Origin of the sequence: Phytomonospora sp. NPDC050363, assembly GCF_040655735.1 — a bacterium.
Taxonomy (GTDB): Bacteria; Actinomycetota; Actinomycetes; order Mycobacteriales; family Micromonosporaceae; genus Phytomonospora.
Window position 1 is genome coordinate 162,474 of the sequence record NZ_JBFAKK010000003.1, and the last position, 11,878, is coordinate 174,351.

The window sequence follows — 11,878 nt, forward strand, 5'->3', positions numbered from 1 at the left end:
GGCGAGTGGGGCGCGGGGACGCCGACCGCCTCGAACTGCACCTCCACGCGAACGTCGACGGGCGAGGCGGAAGACCGCCTCGCCCGTCCTTCGTCAGTGCCCGCGCGCGATCCACTCCTCCAGGTGCCCGGCCTCGTCGCCGATCGTCGTGTCGTCACCGTGTCCGGTGTAGACGGTCGTCTCCGGCGGCAGCCAGAGCAGCCGCTCGCGGATCGAGGTGATGATCGTCGGGAAGTCGCTGAAGGACCTCCCGGTGGCCCCCGGTCCGCCCTTGAACAGGGTGTCCCCGGTGAACACCGCGCCCATGATCTCGCTGTACAGGCTCACCGCGCCCGGCGCGTGGCCCGGCGTGTGCATCACCCGCAGCACGATGCCGCCGACGGGGATCTCCTGCCCGTCCTCCAGCTCGCCGTCGGGCGGGCGCGAGGGATGGGTCATGTCCCACAGCTCCCGGTCGGCGGGGTGCAGCAGCACCGGCGCGTAGACGAGCTCGGCGAGCTCGGGCGCGGCGTTGACGTGGTCGTCGTGGGCGTGGGTGCACACGATCGCCTTCACCTTGCGCCCGGCGACGGTCGCGGCGATGACCTGCGCGTCGTGGGCGGCGTCGATGACGACGACCTCCTCGTCGTCGCCGACCAGCCACACGTTGTTGTCGACGTCCCAGCTGCCGCCGTCGAGGGTGAACTTCCCCGAGGTGATCAGCCGCTCGGCGCGAACCGTCACAGCAGGACCACCGATCGCAGCACTTCTCCGCGTTCCATCCGCGCGAACGCCTCCTCCACGTCGTCGAGGGTGATCGTCTCCGAGACGAACGCGTCGAGGTCGACGCGGCCCTGGAGGTACAGGTCGATGAGCATCGGGAAGTCCCGCGAGGGCAGGCAGTCGCCGTACCAGGAGGACTTCAGCGCGCCGCCGCGCCCGAACACGTCGAGCAGGGGCAGGTCGAGCCGCATCTCCGGGGTGGGCACGCCGACCAGCACGACCGTCCCGGCCAGGTCGCGCGCGTAGAAGGCCTGCTCGTAGGTCTCCGGACGGCCGACGGCGTCGATGACCACGTCGGCGCCGAAACCCTCGGTCGCCTCACGAATGGCCTTGACGACGTCGTTCTGCCGGGCGTTGACGGTGTGCGTCGCGCCGAGGTTGCGCGCCCAGCCGAGCTTGCGGTCGTCGAGGTCGACGGCGATGATCTTCGCCGCGCCCGCCAGCCGCGCCCCGGCCACCGCGGCGCTGCCGACCCCGCCGCACCCGATCACCGCGACGGTGTCGCCGCGCGTGACGTTGCCGGTGTTGATCGCCGCGCCGAAACCGGCCATGACCCCGCAGCCGAGCAGGCCGGCCACCGCGGCCGAGGCCGTCGAGTCGACCTTCGTGCACTGCCCGGCGGCCACCAGCGTCTTCTCGGCGAAGGCGCCGATCCCAAGGGCGGGGGAGAGCGCGGTGCCGTCGGCGAGGGTCATCTTCTGGGCCGCGTTGTGCGTGTCGAAGCAGTACCAGGGGCGCCCGCGACGGCAGGCACGGCACTTGCCGCACACCGCCCGCCAGTTCAGGATCACGAAGTCGCCCGGCGCCAGATCGCGCACGTCGTCGCCGACCGCCTCGACCACGCCCGCCGCCTCGTGCCCGAGAAGGAACGGGAAGTCGTCGTTGATGCCGCCCTCGCGGTAATGCAGATCGGTGTGACACACGCCGCAGGCCCGGATCCGCACGAGTGCCTCACCGGGACCGGGATCGCCCACCAGGATCGTCTCCAGCCGAACCGCGGCGCCCTTCCCTGGGGCCACCACGCCGCGTACCTTCTGTGACATCGCCGTCTCCCTAAAGGCCGGGTCTTCGACTTTACGGGCATACCGGGCCGCTGCGGAAGGGGTCATGACCACCGGCGGTCCTGACCGCGCACCTCCCGCCGAGCCCGCGCGACCGCGCCGCGGCCCGACGCCCGATCCATCCCGGCCGCCGTCAGTCTGGCACCGAAACGGCCGCGGCGGAGCGCTCCCGGCGCATTGCCCGAAGGCGGCGGGGGAGCCGGATCGGTGTCACCGACGGCGATCCGGCGCCCCCGGAGTCCTCAGGGCGCGCGGAGGTCGACGGTCTCCCCGGCGGCGATGGCCTCGGCCGTGCCGCGCCAGCTCCCGCCGGTCACGCCCGCCGACGCCATACGGCGGTCGAGTTCGGCCTCGATCTCCTCGACCGTGCGCTCGCCGTGCGTCGCGGCGACGTCGTCGATGATCGCGCTGAGCCGGTCGCCTATGCCGCGCCCGAGTTTCTTGGCGGCCTGGCTGTCGATGTTTACCCGGGACATGAGCGACCCCTTTCGCGTGTGGACTCCATGATCTCACCCGCCGGCGAGCGTGGCGCTCAGCGCGTGTTCGCCGCGCGGTTGGCGAGCAGTTCGGGCAGGTGGGCCCGGCTCCACACGCGGGCGGCCTCGACGAGGTCGAGGAGGGTGCGGCCCAGCGGTGTGAGGGCGTACTCGACGCGCGGCGGGTTCTCGTCGTATTCCGCGCGTGTCACGAGCCCGTCGCGGCCCATCGCGCGCAGCGTCTCGGCGAGGACCTTCGCGGTGACGTTGGGCAGGACCGCGCGGATGGCGGTGAAGCGCTTCGGCCCGTCCTCCAGGCACAGCACGACCAGCGCCGTCCACTTGTCGCCGATCTGGAAGGGCAGCGCGGTGACCGGGCAGGCCGGTTCGAAGGGCGGATGAGGCATGGGCCGAGGCTAGCTCCGGTTTCGTTGCGGTAACCGGTTTCTCGCGGATACCGTCCCCGACGTCGCCGAACACTGGAGGAGTCATGAGCAGGATCGTCGTTTTCGGGGCGGGTGGCCGCGCGGGCCGCGCCGTCACGGCCGAAGCGGTCGCGCGCGGGCACGAGATCACCGCCGTCGTGCGGGACCCGGCCCGTCACGCCGAGTTCGCCGATGGAGTCGAGGTCGTCGCCGGAGACGTCGGCGACCCGGCGTCGGTGGCGTCCGTCACCCGGGGACACGACGCGGCCGTCAACGCCGTGTCGCCCGCGTCGGACCCCGAGGCGCTCAAAGCACTGGGAACGCTCGACGCCGAGGTGTTCAGCCGCGCCGCCGACGCCCTGCTGGCGACCGGGGTGTCCCGGCTGATCGCGATCGGCCTGTTCGCCAACCTCCTGGGAGCCGACGGCCGGCCCATCCATGACGACCCGGCCGCCTTCCCCCAGGAGCTGCGCGAGTTCGCCCTCGCCCACACCGCGGGCCTCGAAAGGCTCCGGGCGCAAGGCGAGGACGGCGTCGACTGGCTGATGCTCACCCCGCCGCCCGCGCTCGACGTCGCCGGGCCGCGCACGGGCGCCTACCGGCTCGGCGGCGAGGAGCTCCCGGAAGGGGAGGGCCTGTCCTACGCCGACCTCGCCGTCGCGGTCGTCGACGAGATCGAGTCCCCGCGCCATCACCGGACGCGGGTGTCGGTCACCGGAGCGTGAAACGCTCCAGGTGGTCGATCTTGACGAACTCGCTGCGCGGGGAGGCCTTCGCGACCGCCTCGCGCAGCGCGTCGAGGCCCCCCCAGTCCTCGGCCTCCTCGGTCAGCGGCAGGTCGAAGTCGTCCCAGTGGGTCGGGATGACGTAGCGCGGCTCACCGAGGGCCTCGAACAGGCGCGGCACGTAGGCGGGCGTGCTGCCGCCGCCCGGCTGCACGAGGACCACGTCGGGACGCAGGCCCTCGATCTCGCGGGCGATGTAGTTCGAGGACCCGAAGTTCATGATCTTCACGTCGCCGATGGTGAGCATGTAGGCGAGACTGTCGCCTTCGACGAGGTCGCCGATGACCTTCGGGCGCTTCGGCGGCGAACCCGGGCGGGTCCCCGGGAAGGGGATCTTGCCGCCCCCGGCCGAGTGCGAGGACCGGAACACCTCGATCGTGTAGCCCTCCTCCTGGAAGAACTCGCCGCCGCGCACCAGCGACAGCCGCTTCGTGCGGGCGCCCAGTGCCTTGATCATGTTGAGGTGGCTCTCGCTGCCGATGACCATCGCGCCGGTCTTGTCGGCGATGTAGGGCACGTCGGTGATGTGGTCGTAGTGGCCGTGCGTCACGAGGATGTGGTGCGCGGTCTGGACATAGGGGTCGATGAGCTCGGGCTTCACCTCGATCTTGACGTTCGGCGAGGCGCCTTCCGGCGTGTAGGTCCCGGTCCAGAAGCGGGTGAGCCACGGGTCGATGAGGATCGTCTTGCCGGCTCCGGTGATCTCCCAGGAGTTGTTGCCGAGCCAGCGCATGGTCACCTCCGTCTCGAAGGCGGACTTCGCTTTCGGGGCGGCGGCGTGCGCGGCGGCGGGGACACCGGTCGCGGCGACGGCTCCGGCCGCCGAGGCGGCCAGCATCCGGCGCCGGGTGAGGAACGTGGAATCGGACATGCCCGACACCAAAGCACGGCCGCCGGGCCGCCGTCCAAGATCGGTTGCCGCAAGAGCCGATACCCGGATTGATATGGTCGCCGCGTGGACCTGGTGCGGCACCTGCGCTACTTCGTCGTGGTGAGCGAGGAACGTCACTTCGGGCGCGCCGCCGAACGCCTCGGCATGGCCCAGCCGCCGCTGAGCCAGCGCATCCGCAGGCTGGAGACCGAACTCGGCGTCCGCCTCTTCGACCGCGACTCGCGCGGAGTCGGCCTCACCGACGCCGGGCGCGTCCTGCTCGGCGAGACCGTCGAGATCCTCGCCCGCCTCGACCGGGCCGTCGAGCTGAGCAGGCAGGCCCACCGCGGCGAGATCGGCGCCCTGCGCGCCGGCGTCCCCTCCGACGTGTCGGGCAAGGCCCTCGCCGCGATCGCCGCCGCCTTCGCCGACCGCCGCCCCGGCCTCGACCTGGACCTCCAGGAGCTCACCACCGACGAGCAGCTGCGGCTGCTCGCCGAACGGCAGCTCGACGCCGGCGTGGTCCGGCGGCCCGCCGAACTTGACGGCCTCGCCGTCGCCGCCGAGACCGAGGCCCCCCTCGGCGTGGTCCTCCCCCGCGACTCACCCCTGGCCGCGCGAGCCCGCCTCACGCTCGCCGACCTCGCCGGGCAGGGCCTGGTCACCAGGCCCCGGGCCGCCGCGCCCGGCTTCTACGACGAAGTCCTCGCCGCCTGCCGCGAGCACGGCTTCGAGCCCACGGGCGTCCACCACGCCCAGAACCCCGAATTCGTGCTCGGCCTCGTACTCGCCGGACGCGGAGTCGCCTTCGACACCGGCGACGTCGCCCGCAAGGAGGCCCGCGCGGTCTGGCGCCCCCTCGCCGACGACGTCCTCGTCGCGCGCACGGCCGTCGTGTGCCCTCCCCGCCACGCGCACCCGGCCGCCGCCGACTTCGCCGCCGCCGTCGTCACCGTCCTCGGGACTCAAGAACCCGCCGACGACGGCGCGGCCGCGCCGGTGCGGCCCTGGTCGGCCGTGTTCGGCTACTGACCGCGCAGTTCGTCGATCGCCAGGCGCGCCGCCCGGCCGATGGCCGCGTCGACGTCCGGCCGCCGCCGATACGGCGTGCCGAGGCGCGTGAACACCGCGACGGCGTAACGCGAGCCGTCGGGGAACTCCACCACCGCCGCCTCGTTGCGCAGCCCCGGCAAGGTCCCCGACTTCGCCGACACCAGCACGTCGTCGTCGAAACCCGCCGCGATCCGGTGCCAGTCCGCCTGCCGCGACATCAGCGCGCGGGTCTGCGCGCACGCCGCCGCGCTGCCCGCCCGGTCGCTCCAGATCGCCGACAGCAAGGACGTCACGTCGCGAGGGGTGGAGGTGTTCGTCGAGCCCGGCCGGTACGCGCGCGTGCGCGCCAGATCCTCGGCGCTCGCCTCGGCGAGACGGCCCCCGAGGTCCTCGGCCATCGCCTCGACCACCGTGCGCGGCGAGCCGGTGACGAGCGTGCCGGCGAGGCCCAGTTCGGCGACGAGGGAGCGGACGTTGGCCAGGCCGAGGCGGTCGCAGAGGAGGTCGGCGGCGGTGTTGTCGGAGACCGTCATCATGAAGGCGGCCAGGTCGCGCAGGGAGAGCTCGACGTCGTCGAGGCAGCCCGCCGTGCCCGTGCCCCCGAGCCGGTCGGGGGCGGTGACGCGGACCCGGTCGGCGGGGTCGAGCTGGCCGGCGTCGGCCTGACGCGCGAACTCCAGGGCGAACAGGATCTTCACGACGGAGGCGATGACGACCGGACGGTCGGCGTGCAGGCCGGTCTCGGCGCCGGTGGCGAGGTCGACGGCATGCAGCGCGGCAGAGGTCGTGGCGGGGGCGAGGACGGCGGCCAAGGGGCCGGAGTCGGCGGCGGTGGTCGTGGCGTTGGCGGGGGACGAGTCGGCGGTGGTGGGCATTGGGGGAGGGTAACCGGAAGGGTGGGATGTCCGTGTTGTGGTGGTCGCCGGTGAGTTCCGGCTCGCTCCGGCGACCGGAACGAAGGCCGGCCGGGCCCAGCCCCCTCCCCGCCGCCCGGCGGGGAAAAAGCGGCGAGACCGCACGGAGCCATCTCGCGTGCCGCTGCCGCCCGAACCGTCTCGTGCGCGGCTGCTGGCGGAACCATCTCGTGCGCGGCTGCTGGCCGCACCATCTCGTGTGCCGCTGCCGCCTCCGTCTTCAGTGCCGCATCAGCCGTGCGAAGCACGGCAGAAACCAGACCTGGAGGTGTGTTTCCGTCGGTCGGCCGGTGATTGGACTTACCTGGGGGTTCTGTCGGGGTCAAGGGCGCACTTTCCCTTGACCCCGACAGGTTCCCCAGGTGCCCTTGAACAGGCCGAAAGACGGAAACACCCCACACACCCAACCCAAACCTTCAGCGGATCTAACCGCCAGTGGGGCGCCGGCCAAAAGCGAGAAGCACCCCACCGTTTCCAGAGCGAGGCCCGGGGTCTGGGGCAGCGCCCCAGGAACTCACGCCAGGCACCGCAAGAGCCACACACGACGAAAGCAAGCCGCCCACCAGAAGGGCGAGGCGGGCGTAGGCGAGGCGGGCGTAGCCGAGGCGGCCACCGGACGAGCCAGACACCGGACGAGCCCCCGCCGCGACGAAATGTCAGACCCCGCCCGTATCGTAATCTTCGGGCCCCCGGTACATAAGGAGAGCGCGCGTTCCCCGAAGACGCACGCCCACACTCCCTGCCCCAGCCCCCTACTCCCCCCGCAACCTCCCCAGCGCCCGCCCCAACACCACCCCCCGCCGCTCCGCCGTCCGGGCCTTCGCCAGCTCCAGGATCACCGCGTACCGCTCCGTCTTCCCCAGCGCGCCGAACCCCTCCGCCGCGACCGGGTCGGCCGCCAGCGCCTCCGCCAGGTCCGCCGGCACGGTCGCCTTGGCCTGCGACTCGTACGCCGCCGCCCACCGACCGTCGGCCTTCGCGCGCTCGACTTCGGCGGTCCCCGCCGGCCGCATCCGTCCGGCGGCGGTCAGCTCGGCGACGCGGTCGACGTTGATCCGCGACCAGGATCCGCGCGGGCGCCTCGGTGAGTACTTCTGCAGGTAGTACTCCTCGTCGCAGGACTTGCGGATGCTGTCGATCCACCCGAAGCACAAGGCCGCGTCGAGCGCGTCCGAGAGCGTCACCGAGGTACCGCCCTTCCCCTTCTTCGCGATCTTCAGCCACACCCCCGTGCTGTCCCCGGCGTGCGCCTCCAGCCAGGCCTCCCACGCCGCCGTGTCGCGGGCGAGCAGGACCTCGGTGCCGTCGAGCTTCACGACCGCCGCCCTTCCACGACCTCCATGTAGTGCGGGTTGGCCATCAGACCGAGGACGTTGCCGAAGGGGTCGGCGACCGACGCGGTCCGGAAGCCCAGGTCGCCGCGCGCGACGATCGGCTGATACGGCTCGGCGCCCATGGCCACGGCCCGCTCGACGGCGCCCTCCAGGTCGTCGACGGCCCAGTAGGTCACCGCCCCCGAGGGCTTGCCGGTCGTCCCGGGCGGGGCGTAGCGGCTGTCGCAGATCCCCAGTTCGGCCTGGTGGTCGCCGATGCGGAACTCGACGTAGGCCGGCGTCCCGTCGGGGTTGTCGCGCCGGAAGTAGGGTTCGGCGTCCAGGAATCCGGCGTACCAGTCGACGGCCGCGGCGACGTCCTCTGCCCAGTAGGCGATGGTGCACATTCCACGAAGAGTGCTCATTGCTTTCTCCCTCATCGGCTTGTGAACACGACGCTATGCGTCATTGTGGAAGCTGCGGTTCCGCAACGTCTGGCAAACTTCCAAGAATGCTGGACACCTCGGTTCGTCTCCTGCGCCTTCTCTCGTTGTTGCAGGTCAGGCGCGACTGGTCGGGCGCCGAACTCGCCGAGCGCCTCGACGTCACCTCCCGCACGGTCCGCAACGACATCGAGCGGCTGCGGATCCTCGGTTACGAGGTGAACTCCACGACGGGTCCGTACGGCGGCTACCGCCTCAGCGCCGGCACCGCGATGCCGCCGCTGCTCCTCGACGACGACGAGGCCGTCGCCGTCGCGGTCGGACTGCGCGTGGCGGCGGCGAGCACGGTCACCGGCATCGAGGAGACCTCGCTGCGGGCGCTGGCGAAGCTGGAGCAGACGCTCCCCTCACGCCTTCGTCATCGCACCGACGCCCTGCGCACGGCCACGGTGTCGGCGGCCGGGGGCGGCCCGACCGTCGACGCGGACATCCTCACGGCACTGTCGGCGGCGGCGCACAACCACGAGCGCGTCCGCTTCGACTACCTCGACCGCTCCGGCGACTCCACCGCCCGCGACGTGGAGCCCTACCGGCTCGTCCACACCGGCCATCGCTGGTACCTGCTCGCCTGGGACACCGCTCGCGGCGACTGGCGCACCTTCCGCGCCGACCGCATCCGCCCGCGCGTCCCGAACGGCCCCCGCTTCACCCCGCGCGAGATGCCGGAGGGTGGCGCGGCGGCTCATGTCGTGCGAGGCGTGGGCACCAGGGCGTGGCGCTACCAGGCCCGCGTGCGACTGGCGGCTTCGGTCGAGGTCGTCGCCGACCGGGTGATCCCGGCGGCGGGCGTCCTGACACCCGTCGACGCCGAGAACTGCGAGCTGGAGACCGGCTCGGACTCCCTTGTGGACCTGGCCTGGTACATCAGCCGCATCGACGTTCCCTTCACCGTCCTGGAACCGCCGGAGCTGCGGGACACATTGCGGTCGCTGGCATCCCGCTATCTCGAAGCGTCCGAAGTGGACGAATTATCGGCGGGCGGATCGGGGTAGCTTGCGATGGTGAGCACCCTGCGCCGCCTCGGGCTTCCCCTGAAAACGGTCGCGGCGGCCCTGGTCGGGGCTCGCGCTCGGCGCGGCGCTCGGCTCCGGGTTCGTCTGGAGCGAACCTGAGAGACTGCCGGGCCGCGAACGCGTGCTGGAGATCCAAGAACCGCCCGTGCGTCCCGGCCGATCCACGTAGCGTCGAAAGCTATGCAGATCGGCTACAAACTCGCCGCCGAGGCCTTCGGTCCGGCCGAGCTGGTCCGGCAGGCCGTCCGCGCCGAAGAGGTCGGCTTCGACTTCGCCGAGATCAGCGACCACTTCCACCCCTGGCTCGACGTGCAGGGGCACTCGCCGTTCGCCTGGTCGGTGCTGGCCGCCGCCGCGATGAAGACCACCCGGCTCGGTCTGGCCACGGGTGTCACCTGCCCGACGGTCCGCTATCACCCGGCGGTCATCGCGCAGGCCGCGGCGACCACGGCGCTGCTGTCCGACGGCCGCTTCGTGCTCGGCGTCGGCTCCGGCGAGCGCCTCAACGAGCACGTCGTCGGACGCGGGTTCCCGGCCGTCAAGGCCCGCCAGGAGATGTTGCGCGAGTCGCTGGAGATCATCCGCCTGCTCTGGAAGGGCGGCTACCGGTCCTACGAGGGCCGGCACCTGAGCCTGGAGGACGCCCGGGTGTTCGACCTGCCCGACGAGCCGCCGCTCATCGCCGTCGCCGCGGGCGGGAAGCAGGCCGCGCAGCTGGCCGCCGAGCTCGGGGACGCGATCTTCACCACCGAGCCGAAGCAGACGCTGGTCGAGGCGTACCGCGAGGCCGGCGGGAACGGTCCGATGTACGCCGAGATGAGCGTGTCGTGGGCCCCCGACGAGAAGACCGCGATCCGCACCGCATGGGAGACCATGCGCTGGGGCGTGCTCGGCTGGAAGGTCATGGCCGAGCTGCCCAACCCGGTCAACTTCGAGGCCGCCGCCGCGACGGTTCGCGAGGAGGACATCGCCGAGAACTTCGCCTGCGGAACGGATGTCGACCGCTACCTGGAGGTCGCCCGTCCCTACGTCGAGGCCGGCTTCGACCATCTCGTCTTGATGAACGCCGGACCCGACCCCGACGGTTTCTTCGACTTCTTCCACGGCGAACTCGCACCGGCGCTGCGCGGACTGGCCGCCGCCTGACACCCGCAGGTCCACATGAGACGGACCGTTTCCGGTAGCGTCGCGGCATGGACGATCTGGAGGCACGCAACAAGAAGGCATGGGAGGACGGCTGGGAGGCGAAGTCCACCTCCTGGACCCGTGCGATCGCGGTCGTCCTGGCCGCAATCGCGCTCGGCGCGGCGGCGGCCTCGGCGATGGTCTGGTCTGTCCCCGAACGGCTGCCCGACACCGCGCGCGCCCTGGAGATCATGGCCCTGGTGACCGAAGTGCCGCCCGCGGAGGCCCCTGAAGGCGGAGGACCCTCGCTGGTTCCCCAGGAGGACTGGCCGATCAACGGCTGGTGGAACACGCTTCTGCTCGGCGAGAGCAGCCAGCGCAACGCCATGTACATCTCCTGGCCCGACCACCCGCCGTTCCCGGCCGACGACGAAGCCCGCCGGGCACTGTTCGCCGAGGCTGAGGAGACACTCCTGGCCGACGGCTGGACCATCGACCGCCGCCCTGGTGGTGAGGGCGTCAACGCCGACCACGCCCTGGTCGCCCACAAGGACACCGCCGAGGTCGAGGTGCGCGCTGACTTCACACTGTCCGTCGACATTTACTCGCGGCCCCACCCGACCCCGGCCGCGCCCGTCATCGCCGGGGCGCTGGCCGGAGGCGCACTCGCACTGGCGTGGCTGGTGTGGCGCAGGCGCTTCGCCGCTCGCCACGGCGTGCCCGCGGGCAGGGCAGGGGTCGTCGGCGCGGTCATGCTCATCCCGAGCTCATGCGCCGTCTACTTCGCCGCCGCCGACAGCGGATGGTGGGGCGACGGCGCCCCCGACCTGTGGGAGGGCGCGCGCTTCTACATCCCCGGCATGCCCTTCGGCCTGCTCATGAACGTCGCCTTCGTGCTGTTCATCGTCGACGCCGTCCTGCTGGTCACCCGTGCCCGCCGATCGCGGCGCGACAACGTGCTCGCCGCCTGAGCTAGGCGAGGGCCTTGCCGATGGCCTCGACGAAGTCCCCGAGGTCGTCGGGCGTGCGCGAGGTGATCAGGGTCCAGCCGCCCGTGTCGTCGCTGACGGCGGCCTGGTCGATCCACTGCCCGCCCGCGTTGCGCAGGTCGGACCGCAGCGACGGGTAGGAGGTGAGCGTCTTGCCCTCGACGACCCCGGCCTCGATCAGGATCCATGGCCCGTGGCAGATCGCCGCGACGGGACGCCCGCTCGACGCGAAAGTGCTGACGAGCGCCACGGCGTCGTTGTCCTGGCGCAGCGCGTCGGCGTTGAGCGTGCCACCGGGGATGAGCAGCAGGTCGTAGGCCGATCCGTCCGCCTCTCCGACGGTGAGCGTCGGCTCGACCTTCTCGCCGGGGTCCTTGTCGCCCACGAGCGTCTGTACGTCCTCGGACTCGACCGCCGCCACGTCCACGGTCGCGCCCGCCTCGCGCAGCTTCTTCGCCGGCACGAGCAGTTCGTCCTGCTCGACCCCGTAGTTGGTCACGATCGCGAGCACGCGCTTGTCCTGCAAGTCCATGGTGATTCCCCTCCTGTTGGCCCTCCGGGTCGCCTACCCGGCGCCGGGAAGGGTCA

The 11,878-nt window shown here is 71.9% G+C and carries 14 protein-coding genes; 5 read left to right on the forward strand and 9 right to left on the reverse strand.

What is annotated here, in order from left to right:
* Positions 1-93: 93 nt before the first annotated feature.
* The 4 genes from AB0I28_RS08830 to AB0I28_RS08845 form a co-directional block, all read right to left on the reverse strand.
* Positions 94-723: an MBL fold metallo-hydrolase gene (locus AB0I28_RS08830; protein WP_357491133.1), complete on the reverse strand. Its 630-nt coding sequence runs from the start codon at positions 721-723 to the stop codon at positions 94-96.
* Positions 720-1,805 (reverse strand): S-(hydroxymethyl)mycothiol dehydrogenase, encoded by a 1,086-nt coding sequence (locus AB0I28_RS08835; RefSeq protein ID WP_357491134.1) that lies wholly within the window; start codon positions 1,803-1,805, stop codon positions 720-722. Before AB0I28_RS08835 ends, AB0I28_RS08830 begins: the two co-directional genes overlap by 4 nt.
* A 260-nt stretch (positions 1,806-2,065) precedes the next feature.
* Positions 2,066-2,299 carry a hypothetical protein gene (locus AB0I28_RS08840; protein WP_357491136.1) on the reverse strand — a complete coding sequence of 78 codons (234 nt, stop codon included), beginning with the start codon at positions 2,297-2,299 and terminating at the stop codon, positions 2,066-2,068.
* 56 nt (positions 2,300-2,355) lie between these two features.
* Positions 2,356-2,706: a helix-turn-helix domain-containing protein gene (locus tag AB0I28_RS08845; protein WP_357491138.1), complete on the reverse strand. Its 351-nt coding sequence runs from the start codon at positions 2,704-2,706 to the stop codon at positions 2,356-2,358.
* Positions 2,707-2,789: 83 nt separating this feature from the next.
* Between AB0I28_RS08845 and AB0I28_RS08850 the strand changes: the two genes are divergently transcribed.
* Positions 2,790-3,449: an NAD(P)H-binding protein gene (locus AB0I28_RS08850; protein WP_357491140.1), complete on the forward strand. Its 660-nt coding sequence runs from the start codon at positions 2,790-2,792 to the stop codon at positions 3,447-3,449.
* On the opposite strand, the gene AB0I28_RS08855 is transcribed toward AB0I28_RS08850, so the two are convergent.
* The gene (locus AB0I28_RS08855; RefSeq protein WP_357491142.1) at positions 3,436-4,380 is read right to left on the reverse strand and encodes an MBL fold metallo-hydrolase; all 945 of its coding nucleotides are present in this window, start codon (positions 4,378-4,380) and stop codon (positions 3,436-3,438) included. The genes AB0I28_RS08850 and AB0I28_RS08855 overlap by 14 nt on opposite strands.
* Positions 4,381-4,464: 84 nt before the next feature.
* Between AB0I28_RS08855 and AB0I28_RS08860 the strand changes: the two genes are divergently transcribed.
* Positions 4,465-5,412 (forward strand): LysR substrate-binding domain-containing protein, encoded by a 948-nt coding sequence (locus AB0I28_RS08860; protein WP_357491143.1) that lies wholly within the window; start codon positions 4,465-4,467, stop codon positions 5,410-5,412.
* Here the strand turns inward: AB0I28_RS08860 and AB0I28_RS08865 are convergent.
* The 3 genes from AB0I28_RS08865 to AB0I28_RS08875 all read right to left on the reverse strand — a co-directional run bounded on the left by AB0I28_RS08865 (position 5,406) and on the right by AB0I28_RS08875 (position 8,085).
* Positions 5,406-6,308 (reverse strand): serine hydrolase, encoded by a 903-nt coding sequence (locus AB0I28_RS08865; RefSeq protein ID WP_357491145.1) that lies wholly within the window; start codon positions 6,306-6,308, stop codon positions 5,406-5,408. The two genes, AB0I28_RS08860 and AB0I28_RS08865, sit on opposite strands and share 7 nt — an antisense overlap.
* A 791-nt stretch (positions 6,309-7,099) precedes the next feature.
* Complete coding sequence (locus AB0I28_RS08870) at positions 7,100-7,663, reverse strand: YdeI/OmpD-associated family protein (protein WP_357491147.1); 564 nt, start codon at positions 7,661-7,663, stop codon at positions 7,100-7,102.
* Positions 7,660-8,085, reverse strand: coding sequence for a VOC family protein (locus AB0I28_RS08875; protein ID WP_357491149.1), 426 nt, complete (start codon positions 8,083-8,085; stop codon positions 7,660-7,662). The genes AB0I28_RS08870 and AB0I28_RS08875 overlap by 4 nt, the downstream gene beginning before the upstream one ends.
* A gap of 86 nt (positions 8,086-8,171) precedes the next feature.
* Between AB0I28_RS08875 and AB0I28_RS08880 the strand changes: the two genes are divergently transcribed.
* The 3 genes from AB0I28_RS08880 (at position 8,172) to AB0I28_RS08890 (ending at position 11,272) form a co-directional block, all read left to right on the forward strand.
* Positions 8,172-9,155: a YafY family protein gene (locus AB0I28_RS08880; RefSeq protein ID WP_357491151.1), complete on the forward strand. Its 984-nt coding sequence runs from the start codon at positions 8,172-8,174 to the stop codon at positions 9,153-9,155.
* 201 nt (positions 9,156-9,356) lie between these two features.
* Positions 9,357-10,322, forward strand: a complete 966-nt coding sequence (locus AB0I28_RS08885) for a TIGR03557 family F420-dependent LLM class oxidoreductase (RefSeq protein WP_357491153.1) — start codon at positions 9,357-9,359, stop codon at positions 10,320-10,322.
* A 47-nt stretch (positions 10,323-10,369) separates the two neighbouring features.
* On the forward strand, positions 10,370-11,272 hold the full coding sequence (locus tag AB0I28_RS08890) for a hypothetical protein (RefSeq protein WP_357491155.1): 903 nt from the start codon (positions 10,370-10,372) through the stop codon (positions 11,270-11,272).
* A 1-nt stretch (position 11,273) separates the two neighbouring features.
* Here AB0I28_RS08890 and AB0I28_RS08895 read toward each other — a convergent pair whose 3' ends face one another.
* Complete coding sequence (locus AB0I28_RS08895) at positions 11,274-11,822, reverse strand: type 1 glutamine amidotransferase domain-containing protein (protein WP_357491157.1); 549 nt, start codon at positions 11,820-11,822, stop codon at positions 11,274-11,276.
* Positions 11,823-11,878: the final 56 nt, after the last annotated feature.